The organism is Herbaspirillum rhizosphaerae, from assembly GCF_001189965.1.
Taxonomy (GTDB): Bacteria; Pseudomonadota; Gammaproteobacteria; order Burkholderiales; family Burkholderiaceae_D; genus Herbaspirillum; species Herbaspirillum rhizosphaerae.
Window position 1 is genome coordinate 24,061 of record NZ_LFLU01000007.1, and the last position, 19,267, is coordinate 43,327.

17 protein-coding genes are annotated in these 19,267 nt (G+C 63.5%); 7 read left to right on the forward strand and 10 right to left on the reverse strand.

Annotated elements, in window-relative coordinates; translation table 11 throughout:
• Nucleotides 1-330 precede the first annotated feature (330 nt).
• The 5 genes from AKL25_RS11540 to AKL25_RS11560 form a co-directional block, all read right to left on the reverse strand.
• Entirely contained in the window at nucleotides 331-1,920 is a 1,590-nt protein-coding gene (locus AKL25_RS11540; RefSeq protein ID WP_050477820.1) for a gamma-glutamyltransferase family protein, read from the reverse strand.
• 36 nt (nucleotides 1,921-1,956) lie between these two features.
• Nucleotides 1,957-2,340: an oxalurate catabolism protein HpxZ gene (gene hpxZ / locus AKL25_RS11545; protein ID WP_050477821.1), complete on the reverse strand. Its 384-nt coding sequence runs from the start codon at nucleotides 2,338-2,340 to the stop codon at nucleotides 1,957-1,959.
• 8 nt (nucleotides 2,341-2,348) lie between these two features.
• Entirely contained in the window at nucleotides 2,349-4,928 is a 2,580-nt protein-coding gene (locus AKL25_RS11550) for a branched-chain amino acid ABC transporter ATP-binding protein/permease (RefSeq protein ID WP_240475716.1), read from the reverse strand.
• Entirely contained in the window at nucleotides 4,925-5,803 is an 879-nt protein-coding gene (locus tag AKL25_RS11555; protein ID WP_050477822.1) for a branched-chain amino acid ABC transporter permease, read from the reverse strand. Before AKL25_RS11555 ends, AKL25_RS11550 begins: the two co-directional genes overlap by 4 nt.
• 92 nt (nucleotides 5,804-5,895) lie before the next feature.
• The gene (locus tag AKL25_RS11560; protein WP_050477823.1) at nucleotides 5,896-7,092 is read right to left on the reverse strand and encodes an ABC transporter substrate-binding protein; all 1,197 of its coding nucleotides are present in this window, start codon (nucleotides 7,090-7,092) and stop codon (nucleotides 5,896-5,898) included.
• Nucleotides 7,093-7,343: 251 nt separating this feature from the next.
• On the opposite strand from AKL25_RS11560, the gene AKL25_RS11565 reads away from it, so the two are divergent.
• The 3 genes from AKL25_RS11565 (at nucleotide 7,344) to AKL25_RS11575 (ending at nucleotide 10,443) form a co-directional block, all read left to right on the forward strand.
• Nucleotides 7,344-8,342, forward strand: coding sequence for a polysaccharide deacetylase family protein (locus tag AKL25_RS11565; protein WP_420840712.1), 999 nt, complete (start codon nucleotides 7,344-7,346; stop codon nucleotides 8,340-8,342).
• Nucleotides 8,343-8,346: 4 nt separating this feature from the next.
• Nucleotides 8,347-9,543: an amidase gene (locus AKL25_RS11570; RefSeq protein ID WP_050477824.1), complete on the forward strand. Its 1,197-nt coding sequence runs from the start codon at nucleotides 8,347-8,349 to the stop codon at nucleotides 9,541-9,543.
• Nucleotides 9,544-9,624: 81 nt separating this feature from the next.
• Nucleotides 9,625-10,443 carry a GntR family transcriptional regulator gene (locus tag AKL25_RS11575; protein WP_050477825.1) on the forward strand — a complete coding sequence of 273 codons (819 nt, stop codon included), beginning with the start codon at nucleotides 9,625-9,627 and terminating at the stop codon, nucleotides 10,441-10,443.
• 90 nt (nucleotides 10,444-10,533) lie between these two features.
• Here AKL25_RS11575 and AKL25_RS11580 read toward each other — a convergent pair whose 3' ends face one another.
• The 3 genes from AKL25_RS11580 to AKL25_RS11590 form a co-directional block, all read right to left on the reverse strand.
• On the reverse strand, nucleotides 10,534-11,550 hold the full coding sequence (locus AKL25_RS11580; protein WP_050477826.1) for an LLM class flavin-dependent oxidoreductase: 1,017 nt from the start codon (nucleotides 11,548-11,550) through the stop codon (nucleotides 10,534-10,536).
• Nucleotides 11,551-11,606: 56 nt separating this feature from the next.
• Nucleotides 11,607-12,635, reverse strand: a complete 1,029-nt coding sequence (locus AKL25_RS11585; protein ID WP_050477827.1) for an NADP-dependent oxidoreductase — start codon at nucleotides 12,633-12,635, stop codon at nucleotides 11,607-11,609.
• Nucleotides 12,636-12,724: 89 nt separating this feature from the next.
• Nucleotides 12,725-13,315 carry a TetR/AcrR family transcriptional regulator gene (locus tag AKL25_RS11590; RefSeq protein ID WP_050477828.1) on the reverse strand — a complete coding sequence of 197 codons (591 nt, stop codon included), beginning with the start codon at nucleotides 13,313-13,315 and terminating at the stop codon, nucleotides 12,725-12,727.
• A gap of 182 nt (nucleotides 13,316-13,497) precedes the next feature.
• Here AKL25_RS11590 and AKL25_RS11595 point away from each other — a divergent pair, with 182 nt between their 5' ends.
• The 3 genes from AKL25_RS11595 to AKL25_RS11605 are packed head-to-tail and all read left to right on the forward strand — an operon-like array spanning nucleotide 13,498 to nucleotide 15,919.
• Entirely contained in the window at nucleotides 13,498-14,049 is a 552-nt protein-coding gene (locus tag AKL25_RS11595; protein WP_050477829.1) for an ester cyclase, read from the forward strand.
• Between the two features lie 35 nt (nucleotides 14,050-14,084).
• A complete protein-coding gene (locus tag AKL25_RS11600) occupies nucleotides 14,085-14,786 on the forward strand; it encodes an SDR family oxidoreductase (protein WP_050477830.1) in 702 nt (233 codons plus the stop codon).
• Nucleotides 14,786-15,919, forward strand: coding sequence for an alkene reductase (locus tag AKL25_RS11605; protein ID WP_050477831.1), 1,134 nt, complete (start codon nucleotides 14,786-14,788; stop codon nucleotides 15,917-15,919). Before AKL25_RS11600 ends, AKL25_RS11605 begins: the two co-directional genes overlap by 1 nt.
• Here AKL25_RS11605 and AKL25_RS11610 read toward each other — a convergent pair.
• On the reverse strand, nucleotides 15,916-16,821 hold the full coding sequence (locus tag AKL25_RS11610) for a LysR family transcriptional regulator (RefSeq protein ID WP_240475717.1): 906 nt from the start codon (nucleotides 16,819-16,821) through the stop codon (nucleotides 15,916-15,918). The genes AKL25_RS11605 and AKL25_RS11610 overlap by 4 nt on opposite strands.
• A gap of 73 nt (nucleotides 16,822-16,894) precedes the next feature.
• Entirely contained in the window at nucleotides 16,895-18,154 is a 1,260-nt protein-coding gene (locus AKL25_RS11615; RefSeq protein WP_050477833.1) for an MFS transporter, read from the reverse strand.
• 108 nt (nucleotides 18,155-18,262) lie between these two features.
• Between AKL25_RS11615 and AKL25_RS11620 the strand changes: the two genes are divergently transcribed.
• Entirely contained in the window at nucleotides 18,263-19,237 is a 975-nt protein-coding gene (locus AKL25_RS11620) for a GlxA family transcriptional regulator (RefSeq protein ID WP_050477834.1), read from the forward strand.
• Nucleotides 19,238-19,267: the final 30 nt, after the last annotated feature.

Consider the following 19,267-nt stretch of genomic DNA (forward strand, 5'->3'; position numbering starts at 1 on the left):
CTGCTATTCGACATTATTCCGGAGGCAATGACGCAAATCTTGCCAGACTGTCCCGGAAAGTTCGTTGTTTTTTGTAAGGGACAACGAAATATTAGCTGCTGAATTGTAGTTGGAGCAATAAATGATTTGTTGCCAAAAAAGAAAATGTCTTTTTGACAATTTTCTATAAGCAACTCAAGGCCGCAGCGTAGCGCCAGGAATGCGCTCATTGTTGCGCCGCCCCTGCAAAAGGCCGGAAATAAGGCCCGTATACGGGAATCAACCGGAATCTACGAAAATCGCCCGGCACAGCGGGCGATTTTCAGGAAAACAACAGTCTGGCCGCTGAACTCAGACGCCGGCGCAAATTCCGTCGGCGCGCGGATCGGTTGCGCCTTCGATCAGGCCGCCCGGATGCACGCACACGGCGCCGGCATGACCCATCATGTCGGTATAGTCGGCGACGATTTCAACGTCATGGCCGGCGCGTCTGAGGGCATCGACCACATGCTCCGGCACGCGCCCTTCCAGCTTCAGATTGGTGGAGGCTGCGCCCCAGGTGCGGCCCAGCAGCCAACGCGGCGCGCTGACCGCCGCCTGCATGTTTTGCCCGAACAGGATGTGACGGCTGTACACCGCGGCCTGCGTCTGCGGCTGGCCTTCGCCGCCCATGGTGCCGTAGGCCAGCGTGCGGCCATCCTTGAGGCGCGCCAGCGAGGGGTTGAGCGTGTGGAACGGCAGCTTGCCCGGTTGCAGCTGATTGGCGCCGTCGTCCAGCGTGAAGCTGGCGCCGCGGTTTTGCCACACCACGCCGCTGCCGGGCGGCACCACGCCGCTACCGAACTCCCAGAAAATGCTCTGTATATAGCTGACCACCCGGCCTTGCGCATCGGCCGCGCCCATCCAGATGGTGTCGCCGGGCTTGGGTACGTGCGGCCACGGCGCGGCGCGCTGCATGTCGATCTGTGCGGCTTCGCGGTCCAGCGCCTCGGCCAGCAGCCAGTCGGCGGCGTTGACCGACATGTGCGCCGTGTCGGTCACGTATTTGTTGCGCAGGATGAAGGCGCGCTTGGTGGCTTCGACCAGACCGTGGATGTGTTCGAAGCCGTCGGCCTGCGCCTGTGTGACACCCAGGCGATCGAACAGGCCGAGGATCATCAATGCCGATACGCCCTGCGTCGGCGGCGGCAGGTTGTAGATGCTGCCGGATTTCATCTGCACCATCAGCGGCTTCACCACCTGTGCACGATAGGCCGCGAGATCGGCGGCGCGCAACGGACTGCCCGCCTGCTCCAGACCGCTTGCCAGTTTCTGCGCCAGATCGCCGCGATAGTAATCGTCGAGGCCGGCTTCGGCCAGGCGCGACAACGTTGCCGCCAGCGCCGGCTGCTTGAGGATGTCGCCCAGTTTCGGCGCGCCCTGTGCGGCGTAGGTGTCGGCAAAGCCCGGTTGATCCTTGAGTTCGTCCCACTTGTCGCGCGTCAGTTCAGCCTGCGAACGCGTCACCGGTACGCCGGCGGTCGCATGATGAATCGCGTCGGCCAGCAGGCGCGACACCGGCAAACTCTTGCCCCAGCCCTTGGCGACATCCAGCGCCGCGGCCCAGCCGCCGACCGCGCCGGCAACCGTCAACGCCGCACGCGGACCGCGGGTCGGAATCGCAGCATCGCCGTGTTGTGCGTAGAAATCCTTGGTCGCCAGTGCAGCCGACTGGCCGCAGGCCTGCACCGCCACCGGATCGCGGCCCGGTTCGCTGATGACCCAGAAGCCGTCGCCGCCGATGCCGTTCATGTGCGGATACACCACGGCGATGGCGGCGGCTGCAGCGACCATCGCTTCGACCGCATTGCCGCCTTCGCGCAATACGGCGGCGCCTGCCTGGGCGGCGAGGTGATGAGGTGCGGTGACCATGCCGCCGATGCAAGTCTTGCTGTACAACATAGTTTCGGACTCCTGATGTTCTTTTATTGGCTTTGCTTAATTGTCCATCCACGACACATGCGCCGCCACGATCCGCCAGCCTTGCGGCAAGCGCAGCCAGGTATGGCTCTGGCGACCGACACGCGCTTCACCGGCTTTGGTGAATTCGGTGTTGGCGCTGGCGTAGTCGCGGCCATAGGTGGTGATCACGGTCTGACGCAAGTCGCGTGCCAGATTTTTTGGCGAGCGGCTGTTGCGGAAAGCCTGAATGGTATCGTAACCGATCAGGTTTTCGGTGGCGCCGTAACGCAAGGTATGCGGACTGTTCCAGAACAGTTCGTCCAGGATCGCGAGGTCGTTGTTGACCAACGCGTATTCGTAGCGCTCGAAAGCCGCGGTGACTTCGGCGACGACTTCCGGCAGGTTGATCTCGTGTTCCATACGTCCTTTCAGTGTCCGCCCAGATAGGCTTTGGCCAGCGCATCGTTGGCGGCGATCTCCGCCGCAGTGCCTTCGGCCACCACCCGCCCGCCTTCGATCACGTAGGCACGATCGGCCAGGGCCAGCGCCAGCGCCGCCATCTGATCGACCAGCAGGATGGTCATGTCTTCGTCGCGCAAGGTGTCGAGTGCAGCAAACAGTTCCGCGATCACCTTCGGCGCGAGGCCCAGCGATGGTTCGTCCAGCAGCAGGATGCGCGGGCGCGACATCAGTCCACGCGCCACCGCCAGCATCTGCTGCTCGCCGCCCGACAGCAGGCCTGCACGATGATACAGCCGCTCGCGCAGACGCGGGAAACGCGTGAGCATTTCCTCGACGCGCGTATCCATGTCCTTCGGATACAGGAAGGCGCCGAGGCGGATATTGTCCAGCACGCTCAGTTCGGGAAACACCTGGCGGCCCTCCGGCACCAGCACCACGCCATGCCTGACGATCTCTTCGGCGCGCAGATGCATCAGGCTGACGCCATCGACGTGGATGCCGCCGCGCACCGGGCGATGGAGGCCGGACAGCGCGCGCATCAGGGTCGACTTGCCGGCGCCGTTGGCCCCTAGCAGCGCGACCATCTCGCCCTGCTTCACCTGCAGGTTGATGCCGTGCAGGACCGGTTCTGCGCCATAGCCCGCGACCAGTTCGCCGACGCCGAGCAATTCCTTGCCGGAGCGGCTGCCGCGGATGCGCGCTTCGGCCTGCATCGCTTCGCCGAGATACGCCTGGCGCACCGCCGGGTTGTCCTGGATCTCTTGCGGCGTGCCGAGCGCCAGACGCTGGCCGGCATCGAGCACCACGATGCGATGCGAGATGTCCATCACCAGCGACATGTCGTGCTCCACCAGCACCACGCTGATGCCGGCGGCGGCGATGCGTTGCAGCAGGCGCGCCAGCTTTTCCTTGTCTTCACGCGACAGGCCGGCAGCCGGTTCGTCCAGCAGCAACACGTCGGGATCGGTGGCCAGCGCGCGCGCGATTTCCACCAGGCGGCGGTCGACGTGCGCCAGATCGGCGGAGGGAATATCGACCGCACCTTCATAGCCGCAATACGCCAGCAACTCGCGGCTGCGTTCGCGGATATCAGACGCGCTGAAACGGCCGGCATTGAGCAGGCCGCCGAGCTTGCCCTGGCCCATGGCCAGCGCGACGTTGTCTTCCACCGTCAGCGTGCCGAACAGTTGCGAAGTCTGATAGGTGCGCGCAATGCCGTGCCGCGCGATGCGAAAAGCGGGCAAACCGGCAAGCGGTTTATCCTGCAGCGAGAAGCCGCCCAGCGATGGTTTGTAGAATCCGCTCAGCATGTTCAGCGCAGTCGTCTTGCCTGCGCCATTGGGGCCGATCAGGCTGGTGACTGCCGCCGCCGGCACATCAAAACTCAGATCACCGACCGCGCGCACGCCGCCGAAAATCATGGTCAGGCCGTCTGCGCGCAAGGTGCGGCGATCGCGTTGCGGCAGGACCTGCGTATGCGGCACGTCGTCGAACGATGGCGTCACGCCGTCATTTGCGGCAGCCGCCTTTTTGCCCATTTTTTGAGCAAGCTGATGCAGCATGCCGATCACGCCATCCGGCGCAATCCACAACACCAGCAACAGCAAGCCGCCGAAAAACAGCAGGCGATAATCTTCCAGGCTGGACAGCAACTCCGGCAACACGCCGACAATAATCGCGCCGATCAGCGGCCCCATGGTGGAACCCGCACCGCCCACCACGACCACCAGCACGAACAGGATCGATTGCATGAAGCCGAAGGTATCCGGCGTGACGAAGGTCGACAGCGGCGCAAACAAGCCGCCGGCGAGACCGGCCAGCAGGGCCGACACGGCGAAGGCCACGGTCTTGATCACCAGCGGATTGAGGCCGATGGATTCGGAGGCGGTCTCGCTGTCCTTGACGGCGCGCATGGCCGCGCCCCAGGTGCCGCGCGCCAGCCAGCAGAATGCGGCGAGCAGCACGGCGGCGCTGCAGATCGCCAGCAAGGCAATCCCGCGCTCGCCCTGCACCACGCCGCCGAAGCCGGGCGCAGCGATGCTCATGATGCCGTTCTGGCCGCCGGTGAGTTCGCGCATTTCAATGATGGCGTGCTGCACGATGAAGCTGAAGGCAATCGTGATCATCGCCAGATAAGGCCCCTTCACGCGCAACGCCGGCAACGCCAGCAAGGCGCCCAGCGCACCGGCGATCAGCGCCGCCAGCGGCCAAGCCAGCCAGAAACTGACGCCGAACTTGGTGGTGAGGATCGCCACGGTGTAAGCGCCGATGGCGTAGAAACCGATGTGCCCGAACGAGACCTGCCCGGTCAGGCCGAGCAGGACATTGAGACCGATGCCGACCATTGCCATCAGCGCGATGCCGGTCAGCACGAATACGTAATAACTGTTGACCGTCAGCGCCAGGCAGCACACCGCGACAAACGCGGCGAGACCGGCCGACAGCTGTAAGGGAGAAGCCAGGCCGAGCAAGCGGCGCGGCGCCGGCGAGAGCCTTGCTGCCTTGTTGGCTGCCGCCACGACCGGAGAAGGAGGAATGGTCATCATACTTTTTTCACCTGTGCGCGACCGAACAGGCCGTTGGGACGAATTGCCAGCACCACGATCACCAGCGCGAAGGTGATGATCTGCGTATAGCCGGAACCGAGCGTGGATGTGATCATCGCCTCCGCAATGCCGAACAGCAGACCCGCGATCATCACGCCCCAGGCGCTGGTGATGCCGCCGAGGATGGCAACGGCGAATGCCTTCAGTCCGAACAAGGTGCCCATGTCGGCATTGACGTTGAACAGCGGCGCAATCAGCACGCCGGCGATGCCGGCCAATAGCGTGGACAAGGCAAAGGCAACCGCGATGGCGCGCACGATGGGAATGCCCATCAGGCGTGCGGCGTCGCGGTTCTGCACCACCGCCAGCATGGCGATGCCCCAGCGCGTGCGGCGCGAAATACGATGCAGCACAGCCGCCAGCAACAGGCCGACGACCGGGATCAGCAATTGCAAGGGATACACGCCCAGACCGACGCCGCCGACTTCAATCGACGACAAGGCCAGCGGCGACGGCAAACTGCGAGGTTCCTTGCCGAAGGTATGCATGACGACATTGTCGAGCACGATGCCCAGCGCCACCGTCGACATCAGCCAGGCGTTGGACCCGCGATTGGCAAACGGACGCACCGCCAGCACTTCGACCACCAGGCCATACAGCGCGCACAAGGCCAGCGACAGCACGATCGCCGACCACATCGGCCAGCCCAGCGTCTGCGAAAACGTGAAACACAACACCGCCCCCAGCATCATGGAACTGCCCTGCGCAAAATTGACCGTGCCCGATACCGCATAGGTAATATAAAACCCCAGCGCCATCAGGCCATACATACTGCCCAGTCCCAGACCGCTGATCAGTGCCGACAACAGCAACATCTTTTTCTCCCCGATTGAATCTTGTTGCCTGGGCGGCGCGACTTGTTCTGCGCCACCCAGGCATGCTCAACATCTGCGAAACCTGTTCGCGCTTATTGCGTCATGCCGACCGGCAGGATTTTGTTATCGATAAACTGCGCCCAGACATAGTCGTCGGCCTGCAGTCCGTCATGCACCGTTGGCGAGAACGGTTTGACGTAGGTCTTGATCAGGCCTTCGTAGCGGTCGATCTTGTAGAAGCCTTCGCGGATCGCGTCGCCATTGGTGGAACCTGCCTTGGCAATCGCCAGCGCAGCCAGCTGCATGCCGTCGTAGGCGTTGGCGACGCCGACTGCCGGCGTGATGTCATCCGGTCCCTTGATGTTCGGATACTTGGCCTTCAGGTCCTTGACCACTTTTTCGCCGACCGGCGACAGCTTGCCGAAGAAGCTGAAGGTCTGGACGAAGTGCACGTTCTTCGCGTTCGGTCCGGCCAGCTCGGTAAAGCGTCCGCCTGCAGGACCCCAGTGCGACACCACCGGCACCTTCCAGCCCATGCGGTCGAGCGACTTCACGACCTGCGCCGACGGACCGACGTTGCCGACCAGGAACAGGGTATCGGCGCCGGCGGCTTTCAGGCGCGTCAGCTGCGGCACGATGTCGACGTCGCTGGCTTCGAATTTTTCAATGCCGGCCGGCTTCATCGACTTCTCCGCCAATGCGGCGACGATGCCCTTCTCGTTCGATTCTCCCCATGGATTGTTGACCAGGATCAGGCCGGCCTTGGTGGTCTTGAAGGTTTTTTGCGCATAGCTCAGCATGGCTTTGTCGACCAGCTCATCCACGGCCGAGACGCGGAAGGCGTAGTTCGGATTGGCGCCGTTTTTCGTGACGCCGGTGCCGGCGGCCCACGGGCCCATGAACGGTACTTTCTCCGCGTTGATGATAGGCACGATCGCCATCGATACCGGCGTGTCGAGCCCCCCGAACAGGACCGCCACCTTGTCCTTGAAGATCAGTTCGCGCGCCGCCACCACGCCCTTGGCCGGATTGCCTTCGTCGTCGCGGCGCACCAGTTCCAGCTTGCGACCGCCGAGCAGGCCGCCCTTGGCGTTGATCTCGTCGATGGCGATGCTCAGGCCGCGCGTGATCGCTTCGCCGGATTGCGCCGACTGCCCGGACAAGGCCGTGACCAGGCCGATCTTGATGTTGTCGGCGGCCAGCGCCAGCGGCGACAGGGTGGCGGCTGCCAGCGCAGCCATGGCGGCAATGGAACTGGCGAGGATGGTGCGGCGCTTGAAACGAATCATGGTGGCTCTCCCGGAACTTGATTAATAAGGTGATTAATGAGTGATTGCTGAAGTGAACAACTGAGCTTGTTGGTTTTGCGTGCTTCCCGGCATGACTTATGCAAGGGCTATGCCAACTGCCACAATAAAATTTAGTTTTTGCCGACAATATGTATTTAGTATTACCAGCAATAACTTCACTTTATTGATGCAAATATCAATCACATATTGAAATCAAGAATGCACAAACAACGTGCAGAAAGTGGAAAGAGATGAATAAAATGATGCACGGCGAGACGGCAAACGCACCATCATCGACCAGCAGCAAGCATGGCAATGGCAATCGGTTCGGCGCCCTGCCCGTTCATGGCCGCTTCGGCTACTCCGCCATCACGCAGCGCCCGCATTACCAATGGCCCAACGGCGCCGGCCTGGCGGTCTATCTCGGCTTCAACATCGAACACTTCGCCTTCGGCGAGGGATTGGGCGCACGCCTCGGCCCGGCCGGTTCGGAGCCCGACGTACTCAACTACGCCTGGCGCGAATACGGCAACCGCGTCGGCGCCTGGCGCTGCCTCGAACTGTTCGACAGCCTCGGCCTGCCGGCCGGCGTGCTGGCCAACACGGCGCTCTACGATCACTGCCCGGAACTGATTGCCGCCTTCGTTGCGCGCGGCGACGAGCTGATCGGCCACGGCCACACCAACGCGCACCAGCAAGGCGTGCTCGACGAAGCCGCCGAACTGGCCCTGCTGCAACACTGCCGCGAGCGCATGCAGCAGCACAGCGGCCAGGCGCCGACCGGCTGGCTGTCGCCGTGGATTTCCGAAACCATCGCCACGCCCGACCTGCTGCTGGAAAGCGGCTACCGCTACAACCTCAACTGGTGCCACGACGACCAGCCCACGCACATGCAGACGCGCAGCGGCAAGACGCTGTGGTCGATTCCCTATCCGCAGGAGGTCAACGACATCCCGATGATCGTGGCGCGCCAGATGGACGGCAAGGATTTCGCCCAGCTCATCATCGACAACTTCGACGAGATGCTCGAGCAGTCGCGCAAGCAGCCGCTGGTGATGGGCATCGCCCTGCATCCCTATCTGATCGGCCAGCCGTATCGGCTGCGCCATCTGCGCCGCGCGCTGGAACACATTGCGCAGGCGCGCGACCAGGGCGACGTGTGGTTCACCACGCCAGGCGCCATTTGCGAGCATGTCGACGGACTGGAAGTATTGAAATCGCAGCCGGCCGTGTCGCTGGTGCAGGGGTGAGCGCATGAATACATCGGTCTCCTCTCAGCCGCATGAAGACTACGCCCGCGCCTGGGTGCCGCATGGTCATTTCGTCGTCGCCGGCGCCCGCCAGGGAACGCTGGCCGGCCTGCGCTTTGCCGTCAAGGATGTATTCGACGTGGCCGGCCATCCCACCGGCGCCGGCAACCCGACGTGGCTGGCCACGCATCCGGTGCCGCATGTCACCAGCCCCATCGTCGCGACGCTGCTGGCCGCCGGCGCCACGCTGGTCGGCAAGACCGTCACCGACGAACTGGCCTACAGCATCCACGGCGACAACGTGCATTACGGCACGCCGATCAATACGCGCGCGCCGGATCGCGTGCCGGGCGGCTCGTCCAGCGGCTCCGTCGCCGCGGTGGCTGCCGGCTTGTGCGATTTTGCGCTCGGCACCGACACCGGCGGCTCGACGCGCGTGCCGGCCAGTTACTGCGGCGTGTGGGGCTTGCGCACCACGCACGGCCTGCTGCCGCGCACGGCGATGGTGCCGCTGCAGCCGTCGTTCGATACTGCGACCTGGTTTGCGCAGGATCCGGATGTCTTTGAACGCGTGGGCAAAGCCCTGCTGCCGGCATCGGCGCATGATTTCAAACGCGCCCTGTTGCTGACCGATGTGCTGGCCCAGGCCGACGATGTCTTCCACGACAAGGCGGAGAACGTATTCAACGCCTTCGACGGCGCGCGCACGCGCTGCACGCTGGCCGACGCCGACACACTGGAAAGCTGGCGCCAGACCTACGTCACCGCCTCGGCTTATGAAGGCTGGCAAGTGCACGGCAAGTGGATTACGGAGAACCGGCCCGGCTTCGGCCCCGCCGTTGCCGCGCGCTGGCAGACCGCGGCCGGCATCAGCGCCGATGCGGCGGCGCAAGCGGTGCAGCGTCGGCAAGAGATCGCCAGACAAGTCGGCAACTTCCTCGGCCAGGACGGCGTGGCGATCATCCCGTCGGCGGCCGGTGTGGCGCCGCTGCTGACGGCCGGCGGCGCGGAAGTTGACCAGGTCCGCATGCGCACGTTCCGCATCACCTGCATCGCCGGACTGGCGGGCCTGCCGCAAGTCAGCCTGCCATTTGCGACAGACGCGGGCTTGCCGATCGGCGTATCATTGCTGGGCCCGGCAGGCAGCGACCTGGCGCTGATACGGCTGGCGACGGCCTTGTGGAAACGCTTGCAGCCCTGATACCCGGCCATGGATGCGCGGGCGTGTTGATATCCTCGCCAACACGCCCGCAAAAAACTTGCAGCATATTTGCAGAAAACGATGAACGACATTTCTCTTCGCAGCACAGGCAAAAAGGCCGCAGCAAGCCCCAAGCCCAAGTCCAAACCTGCGGCCCGCACCGGCCGTCCCAAGGTACGCCACGACGCGCTGGCGGATGCTTCGGCGGTCTCCTCGGCAAACGGCGATGACGGCGACGACATCATTCAGCGCATCTACCAGACCGTGTTCGCCAGCGTGATGAGCCAGCGCCTGACGCCCGGCACCAAGCTGCCGGAAGCTGCGCTGTGCGAACTGTTCGGCGTCGGCCGTACGGTGGTGCAAAAGGCGCTGCAAAAACTCGCGCATGAGCACATCGTCGAACTGCGCCCGAACCGCGGCGCCATCGTCGCCATGCCGACGCCGGAAGAAACGCGCGAGATTTTCGAAGCGCGCCGCTCGCTGGAATCCGCCGTGCTGTCGCTGGCCGTCAAGAACGCCACCCGGTCCGATCTCGCCAAGCTGCGCCGCCAGCTCAAGGAAGAACACGCCGCCATGCACGCTTACGCCCAGACCGACTGGGCGCGGCTGGCGTCGGCTTTCCATCTGCGCGTGGCGGAGCTGTCGCGCAATCCCATCCTGCAACGCTACCTGAGCGAACTGATCTCGCGCTGCTCGCTGATCGTGGCCTTGCATGAACCGTCGGGCTACGCCGCCTGCGAACACGACGAACACACCAGCATCGTCGACTTCATCGAACAAGGCGACGCCGCCGGCGCCATCGCCGCCATGGAAGAACACCTGCTGGTGCTCGAGCAACGTATCCACCTGGTCAGCGAGAAATCGGCCAACAGCCTGGCGCGCATGCTGGGCATGGAGTAAGCACCTCCGATGAAATAAAAAGGCCGGGCCATTTTCATGGACCCGGCCTTTCTCTTTGATGTCTCCTGCCTCTTCAGCTTCTCAGCTACCTCAAAACTCCAGCGTCGGCACCTTGGGCGTCAAGGCCTCGCGCGCTTCCGCCACGATTTCAAACGAACGCAAACGCGCCGCGTGATCATAGATCTGCGCGGTGATCATCAATTCGTCCGCGCCGGTATCGTCGATGAAATTCTGCAAGCCCTCACGCACGGTCTCGGGCGAGCCCACGATGGCGCAGGACAGGGAACGTTCGACATGCGACTTTTCTTCCGGACGCCAGTAATCTTCCATGCTCTCGCGCGGCGGATTCAACTGGCCCGGCACGCCGCGCACCAGATTGACGAACTGCTGCTGCAGCGAGGTGAACAGGCGCTCGCCTTCGCGGTCGGTGTCGGCGGCGAACACATTCAGGCCGAGCATCACGTGCGGCCGCGCCAGCGCTTCCGACGGCTTGAAACGGCTGCGATAAATCTCGATCGCCGACTTCATGAAGCCCGGTGCGAAGTGCGAGGCAAACGCAAACGGCAAACCCAGTTCCGCCGCCAGCTGCGCGCTGAACATGCTGGAGCCCAGCAGCCACAGCGGCACGTTCAGGCCGTAGCCCGGCACCGCGCGCACGGCCTGATAGGGAGAGGCTTCCTTGAAGTATTCCTGCAGTTCCACCACATCTTGCGGAAAGGTGTCGGCACTGTCGCCGAGGTGGCGGCGCAAGGCGCGCGCGGTGCGCTGATCGGAACCCGGCGCGCGGCCCAGGCCGAGATCGATGCGGCCCGGATAGAGCGATTCCAGCGTGCCGAACTGTTCTGCAATCACCAGCGGCGAATGGTTGGGCAGCATGATGCCGCCGGCGCCGACGCGGATGGTTTTGGTGTTGGCGGCGATATGCGAAATCACTACCGAAGTCGCCGCGCTGGCGATGCCGGTCATGTTGTGATGCTCTGCCAGCCAGTAGCGGTTGTAACCGAGCGCTTCAGCTTTTTGCGCCAGCTCCTTGCTGTTGTGGAAAGCCTGCGCGGCGCTGCTGCCCTGATTGATCGGCGACAGGTCGAGTACGGAAAACGGAATCATGCTGTGTCCTTGCTGACGCCCTGAGGCGGGCGACTGAAATGAGCTGCAAAAAAAATTTACGCGATCTGCACCACGAGCTTGCCGAAGTTCTTGCCTTCCAGCATGCCCATGAAAGCTTGCGGCGCGTTCTCCAGACCTTGCACCACGTCTTCGCGATACTTGATCTTGCCGGCCGCCACCCAGGCGCTCATGTCCTTGAAAAATTCGGCGAAGTAACCGGCGCGCTGGTAGTAGTCGAAAATGATAAAACCCTGCATGCGGATGCGTTTGGTCAGCAGGTTGCGCGGCAGCGTGGCGAGCAAGGCGGCGTTCGGCGCCACGCCGCTGTATTGCGCGATCAGGCCGCACAGCGGCACGCGCGCATGCACGTTGAGCAGCGGCAGCACGGCTTCGAACACCTTGCCGCCGACATTTTCGAAATAAACGTCGATGCCTTGCGGGCAGGCGTCCTTGAGCTGTTGCGGCAAGTCGTCGCTGCGGTGATCGATGCAGGCGTCGAAGCCGAGTTCTTCCACGGCGTAGCGGCATTTTTCGGCGCCGCCGGCAATGCCGATCACGCGGCAGCCCTTGAGCTTGGCGATCTGCCCGACCACCGAGCCGACTGCGCCGGTAGCGGCGGCGACAACGACGGTCTCGCCTGCCTTAGGCTGGCCGATGTCGAGCAGGCCCGAATAGGCGGTGAAACCCGGCATGCCGAACAAGCCGAGCGCATACGACGGGCGCGGCATGTTCTTGTCCAATTTGGTGGCGCCGGCGCCGTCCGACAAGGCGTAGTCCTGCCAGCCGGTGTAGGCCATCACCAGATCGCCTTCCTGATAGTCGGGATGCTGCGAGGCCACCACGCGCGACACGGTGCCGCCGGTCATGACGCCGCCGATTTCCACACAGGGTGCGTACGACGGCGCGTCGCTCATGCGGCCGCGCATGTAGGGATCGAGCGAAAGATAGTCCGCGCGCAGCAGGAGCTGCCCTGCGGCCGGCGTCGGCACGGCCACTTCTTCGATGCGGAAATTCTCTGGCGTGGGCGCTGCGGCCGGACGCGACGCCAGTACGATGCGGCGATTGATAGAAGAAGATTGCGGCATGATGGTTTCCTTTGGAAAAAGTGTCTCCCCGCCGACCGGATTGTCAGCAGTGCTTATGTTCAAATTTCTATGGGCGAACGGCTCTGGCGTCAGGGCGCAACCAGCACGCGCCGGGTGACATCCATCGCGCCTTCGAGTGCGTCGCGACCCTTGCTCAGCTTGCTGATCAGGCTTGCGCCCAACCACAGCTGATACAGCATCTGCGCCGTCTTGGCCGGCTCCAGCGCAGTGTGCAGGGAACCTTCTTCGACGCCTTCCTGAATCACGGCGGCAATGCGCGCCATGAAGGCTTTGGTGCCCTCATGCAAGGCGATACGCATGTCGTCGGACAGATCCGCCACCTCCGCGCTGAGCTTGACCACCAGGCATTTGTGCTCGGTCATCTCGCAACATTGCGTCTCCAGCCAGTGCCCCCAGTAGGTCAGCAGGCGCTCGCGCGCGTTGCTCTCGCCCGGTGCGAAAAGCTTGTCGAGTACTTGCAGGTATTCGTTCACGTATTGCCCGATCAGCTCCTTGCCATAGCCTTCCTTGGAACCAAAGTAATGGTAGAACGAGCCTTTCGGAATGTCGGCTGCCGCCAGCAGCTCGCTCAAACCCACGCCGGTAAAGCCTTTCTTGGCGATAAGGCCCCGTCCTGCAAGCAGGATGGCGAGTTTGGTTTCGGCGTAAGTGTCTCTCATGATCCGGCTATTTTACCCAAAAATTAGACCAGTCGTCTAAAGACCGGAAAAACGAATGATCCGGACAGGCAATTGCCCCATCTTCAAAAATATCAAGAAGATGATTCAAGCGCCGGACACATTCTCAAGAAAGTCTCTGCAGCCGACAATGCACTCACTTACTTGATACCCGGAGAAACACCATGAACAACAAGAAATGGAAACGCGCTCTGACGCTGACCGGCCTGGCTGTGACGCTGATGAATGCCCCTCTTACCCGGGCCGGCGAAAACAAGCTGCCGACGCCGCAGCATATCGCCATCGATCTGCCTGCAGCAGAGATCGCCGCCGATGCCCGCGTACTGGCCGCACGCCGCTACGCCGCCTTCTGGAACACCGGCGATGCGCAATTGGCGCAACAGGCGCTGAGCACCTCCTTCATCGACCGCACGCTGCCTGCCGGACGTCCGCAAGGCATCGACGGTCCCTTGCAGGCGTCAGTCGGGTTCCGCAAGGCGGTGCCCGACCTGAGCGCGGAAGTGCAGGACATGACGGTGGCCGGCGACCGGGTTGCCATTCATCTGCGTTTCCACGGGCACTTCACCGGCGTATTCGGAACACTGCAAGGCAAAGGACAGACCGTCGATTTCCAGGCGCACGATCTGTATCGCATCCAGGACGGCAAGATCGCCGAGAACTGGCACTTGGAAGACAACCTGACACTGATGCAGCAACTCGGCGTCATCCAACAATAACGCTCTATTTCATTACGAAAAAAAAAGGAATCATCATGTCCGACACCTCACTGAAAAACCAGCAAGTCGTCGTCATCGGCGGCACCTCCGGCATCGGCCGCGAAGTCGCCAATGCGGCATTACAACGCGGCGCCATCGTTACCGTGATCGGCCGCTCGGCCAAAGCGGGCGGCGACATCCGCGCCATCGCGGCCGACGTCACCGACAACGCTGCCTTGGTCCAGGCCTTTGCCGCCATCGGCAGGATCGACCATCTGGTGCTGACCGCCGGCGCCCGCGTCGGCTCGCCCAAGCTGACCGAACTCCAGCGTGAAGAATTGGAACTGGCCTTCAACGTCAAGCTGTTCGGTTCGCTGTTTGCGATCCAGGCCGCACTGCCCTACCTGACGCCCAATGCTTCCGTGACGCTGACCTCCGGCCTGCTGTCGCGCAAGTTCGGCCCCGGCGGTTTGCTCAAGAGCACCCTGAATGCGGCGGTGGAAGCGACCGCCAAAACCCTGGCGAAGGAATTGGCGCCGCGCCGCGTGAACGTGGTCAGCCCGGGCGTGATCGACACCGAATTGTGGGGCGAAGCCGGCGCAGAATCGCGCGTGGCGGCGATGGCCCGCATCGGAAAAGGTTTGCCGGTGGGCCGCGTCGGCACACCGCAGGATGTAGCGCAGGCATACATGCTTGCCATGGAAAACGGCTTCGTCAGCGGCGCCGTTCTTGATATCGAAGGCGGAGGATTACTGTAATGACTAACACCACACCACTGAAAGACTCGACCCTGTTTTCACCACTGCAACTGGGCCGCTCTCAACTGCCGAACCGCATCGTGATGGCGCCGATGACACGCGCCCGCACCACGCAACCCGGCAATATCCCGAACCGGATGATGGCCGAGTACTACGCCCAGCGCGCAACGGCCGGCCTGATCGTGAGCGAGGCGACGCAGATTTCTCCGCAAGGCCAGGGCTATTCGTTCACGCCCGGCATTCATACGCAAGAACAGATCGCCGGCTGGAAACTGGTCACCGACGCCGTGCATGCCAAGGGCGGACGCATCTTCGTGCAGCTGTGGCATGTCGGTCGCGTGTCGCATACGGTATTCCATGACGGCGCAGCGCCGGTGGCGCCGTCGGCAATCCAGCCGCGCGGCACCCAAGTGTGGATCGTCGGCGACGACGGCGTCGGCCGCATGATCGATACCTCGATGCCGCGTGAACTGACGGTGGCAGAAATCGGCGATATCGTCGAAGACTTCCGCCAGGCTGCGGCCAACGCGATCGAAGCCGGTTTTGACGGCATTGAATTCCACGGCGGCAACGGCTACCTGATCGACCAGTTTCTGCGCACGGTCTCCAATCACCGCACCGACCAGTACGGCGGCAGCGTCGACAACCGCGTACGCTTCTTGCGCGAAGTGGTGGCGGCGGTGGTCAGGGAAATCGGCGCTGAGCGCGTCGGCGTGCGGCTCGCGCCTTACATCACCATCAAGGACATGGCCGATCCGGAAATCGTCGACACCATCCTCCACGCCGCCGGCGAACTGGAGAAGCTCAAGGTCGCCTACATCCACTTGTCGGAAGCCGACTGGGACGATGCGCCGACCATTCCCGAAGACTTCCGCCACAAGCTGCGCGCCGCCTACTCGGGCAGCATCGTGGTGGCCGGACGCTATGACAAGGAACGCGCAGGCAAGATACTGGCCGATGGACTGGCCGATCTGGTGGCCTTCGGCCGGCCTTTTGTCGCCAATCCGGATTTGCCGAAACGCCTGCAGCAAAACCTGGCGCTGGCAGATCTCGACGGTGCGACCTTGTTCGGCGGCGATCAGCGCGGCTACAGTGATTACGGCAACTACAGCGACTATTCGCCTGCCACCTAAAAAGCGATACCCAGTTCGTCGAGTCCGGCGGACTGGGCGGCGAAACGCTCCTGCAGGAAATCCAGCAGCAGCTTGACGCGCGGCGGCTGGTGCTTGTTGCGGTGATACAGCGCATGCAGCGGCACCGGCGCCGACAGCTTGTCGGGCAGCACGATACGCAGGCGCTGCGCGCGCACGTCATCGACGATGTCGAGCGCGGACTTGTAAGCATAACCGCGTCCCTGCACCGCCCACTTGCGCAGGATCTCGCCGTCGTTGGTCTCGTGATAGTGATCGAGCTGGATGGATTCGATGCGCTTGCCGCTCTGGAACTGCCACACATTCATCGGCCCGGCCGCCGTGGTCAGCACCAGCGCCGGCCGCTGCGCGAGTTGCTGCAATTCTTTCAGCGGACCGAAGTGGTCGTCGCAGGCCGGCGCCACGCAAATCACGCGGCGGTTCGGCGCCAATGTGCGCGCCACCATGCTGCTGTCGGCCAGCTTGCCGTAACGGATGGCGACGTCGACATCATCGAGCACCAGATTGGCGTGCGAATCGGTCAGCGACAGGACGAAACGCACGTCCGGATACTGCTGCGAGAATTCGAATAAATAATCCTGCAACAGATTGCGTCCCAGATCGGACGGCGCCGAGATGCGCACCGTGCCTTGCACCAGTTGCTTGCCGGCCTGCAGCTGATGTTCGGCTTCAGTGATGGCGTCGATGGCTTGCTGGCAGTAGTACTGATACAGCCGCCCTTCTTCCGTCAGGCGCAACTGGCGCGTGGTGCGCTCGAACAGCTTGACGCCGAGCGACTGCTCCAGCCTCTGCATGGCCGCGCTGGAAGCCGCCGGCGACAAGCCGACCTTGCGCCCGGCGGCGGAAAAGCTGCCGGCGGAAGCGGCGCTCAGAAACAGACGCATGTCGCTCAGACGATCCATGGCGAAAAAGAGAAGTGGCTGAAGCGTTGATTATTACATCAACGCCTGCCAATACCTATCGCCCCCTTGGCTTGAGAAAAATCGGCCACGCAATCAACGCCCCGGCGGCACCGGCCAGCCACACCGCCGGCCACGATTGCCAGGCCAGCAAAACCGGCACCGCCTGCGCCGCCAGGAAGAACACCAGGAACACGCAGGTATTGCCCAGCCCCAGCGCCGTGCCGACCTGATGCGCTCCGGCCAGCGTCGCCAGTTCCGTGTAGGCCACGCCATGCCAGGCCGAGGCGCAGACGCCGCCGGCGATCAGCATCAGCACGACCAGCGCCAGTATCCATTGCGGCCAGTCGTGCGGTGCCAGCGCCGCCAGCACTCCGAGTCCGACGAACAGCAACACGCTCAGCGCGCTGCAAGTGCGCAGATAGCTGCGGCGGTTGCCGTGGCGGTCGGTCCAGCGTCCGCTCCAGACCCGCATCACTGCCGCGCCGACCTGGATCGCCGCCATGGTCGCGCTGATCAGCGTCAACCCGGCATGGCCGACATCGTGCAAAAAGATCGTCGCGAAGGTCAGCACCGACACCTGCGGAAAACACAGTATCCCGATCGCCATCGCCACGCGCCAGACCTTGACGTCGCGCAGGGCGCTGCGCGTCTGCGCCGGAGCATGCATGCCCGCCCCTGCGGCCGCAGCAGGCGGCTCATGCAGCCACAGCCATGCCATGCCGGCGCTCAGCAGACAAAACAGCGCCAGCAATCCGTACACCGCCGCAAAGCCATGCGCCGCCGCCAGCGCCGGCAACACCACGGCGCCGACACCGCCGCCGACCGGCACCGCGGTCTGGCGGATACTCATGGCCAGGCCGCGTTCGCCTTCACGAAACCAGCCCATCACCGCGCGTCCGCTGGAGCCGTTGACGCTGCCGCCGAGCAAGCCGACCGTCAGCAAACCCAGCGCCAACTGCCACATCGGCGGTACGCCGTCACTGCCCGGCGCGGCGAACAAGGCCATCGCCGCCAGCGCCAGCGCGGTCGTGATCAGTCCGCACAACAAGACCTTGCGGTCGCCCCAGCGATCGGTCAGCACGCCCCAGGGCAATTCGCTCACCGCCACGCCGAGACCGAGCGAACCCAGCGCCAGGCCGAGCTGGGTGTTGTCAAGCCGGTAATCGGCGCGCAAGAAAATGGCGGTGACCGGAATCCCGGCAAAGGCGGCGGAAAAACTGGCGTTGGCCAACACGCCGATGCCGAGGATTTTCCAGCGGTGGCTGTCCTGGCGTACGGCAAGTCCCTGCGCCGCAGCTTGCGCTGTTGTGTTCATGATGCGACTCCATGGTGATTTGACACCCAGAGTGTGCCGTGCCACCATCCGTCCAAAATGACATAAAAACCTCGTTTTTGGACAATCATCATTTTTGGACAAACTGCCATGCGCAAGATCGGCTTTTTACTCTTCCTCGACTGCAGCCTGCTCGACTTCACCGGCCCGCTGACCGCCTTCGACGTCGCCAACCGGCTCAGCGAAGAACGCTCCGGAGCGTCCCGGCCTTATCAGTTGCGCGTGATGTCCGAGCAAGGCGGCATGCTGGAAAGCGCCTCGGGCACGGCCGTGATCACACATCCGCTGGACCGCTCGGCGTTCGATACGCTGATCATCGCCGGCGGCGCGGGTCCGCGCGAAGGCGTGCTGTCGGCGACCTTGCTGGAGTACACACGCGATGCGGCAAGCAAGGCGCGCCGGGTCGCCAGCGTCTGCACCGGCGCCTTCGTCCTCGCCGCCGCCGGCCTGCTCGACGGCAAACGCGCCACGACGCACTGGCGCATGGCGGCACGTCTGCAGCGCATGCACCCGACGGTGCAAGTCGACAGCGACAAGATCTTCATCAAGGACGGCAATGTCTGGACCTCGGCCGGCATCTCCGCCGGCATCGACCTGGCGCTGGCGCTGATCGAAGAAGACCTCGGCGTCGAACTGGCGCGCGCCGTCGCCCGCGAACTGGTGGTGTACCACCGTCGCCCGGGCGGCCAGTCGCAATTCTCCAACCTGCTGGAAATGGACCCGCCGTCGGGTCGCATCCGCGAAACACTGAGCTACGCGCGCAACCATCTGCACGAATCGCTGAGCGCCGACCGCCTGGCCGAAATCGCCTGCCTGAGCCGCCGCCAGTTCGACCGCGCCTTCAGCGCAGAAACCGGACAGACGCCGGCCAAGGCGATTGAAAAACTGCGTGCGGAAGCCGCGCGTCCGCGGGTGGAAGCAGGAGAAGAGTCGCTGGAAAACATCGCCCGCGCAGTCGGCTTCGACGACCCGGAACGCATGCGCCGCGCGTTTCTGCGCGTGTTCGGGTATCCGCCGCAGGCGATCAGGCGAGCGCAGCGGAAGCAGGAGGCGTTGTATCTTTGAGGGTGGAGTTTGAAGATAGGTCGTTACGAC

What these genes read in the sequence shown, in the direction of transcription:
- AKL25_RS11540 (WP_050477820.1), bottom strand. Translation starts at nt 1,920, where the DNA reads ATGTTGTACAGCAAGACTTGCATCGGCGGCATGGTCACCGCACCTCAT.
- hpxZ (WP_050477821.1), bottom strand. Translation starts at nt 2,340, where the DNA reads ATGGAACACGAGATCAACCTGCCGGAAGTCGTCGCCGAAGTCACCGCG.
- AKL25_RS11550 (WP_240475716.1), bottom strand. Translation starts at nt 4,928, where the DNA reads ATGATGACCATTCCTCCTTCTCCGGTCGTGGCGGCAGCCAACAAGGCA.
- AKL25_RS11555 (WP_050477822.1), bottom strand. Translation starts at nt 5,803, where the DNA reads ATGTTGCTGTTGTCGGCACTGATCAGCGGTCTGGGACTGGGCAGTATG.
- AKL25_RS11560 (WP_050477823.1), bottom strand. Translation starts at nt 7,092, where the DNA reads ATGATTCGTTTCAAGCGCCGCACCATCCTCGCCAGTTCCATTGCCGCC.
- AKL25_RS11565 (WP_420840712.1), top strand. Translation starts at nt 7,344, where the DNA reads ATGAATAAAATGATGCACGGCGAGACGGCAAACGCACCATCATCGACC.
- AKL25_RS11570 (WP_050477824.1), top strand. Translation starts at nt 8,347, where the DNA reads ATGAATACATCGGTCTCCTCTCAGCCGCATGAAGACTACGCCCGCGCC.
- AKL25_RS11575 (WP_050477825.1), top strand. Translation starts at nt 9,625, where the DNA reads ATGAACGACATTTCTCTTCGCAGCACAGGCAAAAAGGCCGCAGCAAGC.
- AKL25_RS11580 (WP_050477826.1), bottom strand. Translation starts at nt 11,550, where the DNA reads ATGATTCCGTTTTCCGTACTCGACCTGTCGCCGATCAATCAGGGCAGC.
- AKL25_RS11585 (WP_050477827.1), bottom strand. Translation starts at nt 12,635, where the DNA reads ATGCCGCAATCTTCTTCTATCAATCGCCGCATCGTACTGGCGTCGCGT.
- AKL25_RS11590 (WP_050477828.1), bottom strand. Translation starts at nt 13,315, where the DNA reads ATGAGAGACACTTACGCCGAAACCAAACTCGCCATCCTGCTTGCAGGA.
- AKL25_RS11595 (WP_050477829.1), top strand. Translation starts at nt 13,498, where the DNA reads ATGAACAACAAGAAATGGAAACGCGCTCTGACGCTGACCGGCCTGGCT.
- AKL25_RS11600 (WP_050477830.1), top strand. Translation starts at nt 14,085, where the DNA reads ATGTCCGACACCTCACTGAAAAACCAGCAAGTCGTCGTCATCGGCGGC.
- AKL25_RS11605 (WP_050477831.1), top strand. Translation starts at nt 14,786, where the DNA reads ATGACTAACACCACACCACTGAAAGACTCGACCCTGTTTTCACCACTG.
- AKL25_RS11610 (WP_240475717.1), bottom strand. Translation starts at nt 16,821, where the DNA reads ATGCGTCTGTTTCTGAGCGCCGCTTCCGCCGGCAGCTTTTCCGCCGCC.
- AKL25_RS11615 (WP_050477833.1), bottom strand. Translation starts at nt 18,154, where the DNA reads ATGAACACAACAGCGCAAGCTGCGGCGCAGGGACTTGCCGTACGCCAG.
- AKL25_RS11620 (WP_050477834.1), top strand. Translation starts at nt 18,263, where the DNA reads ATGCGCAAGATCGGCTTTTTACTCTTCCTCGACTGCAGCCTGCTCGAC.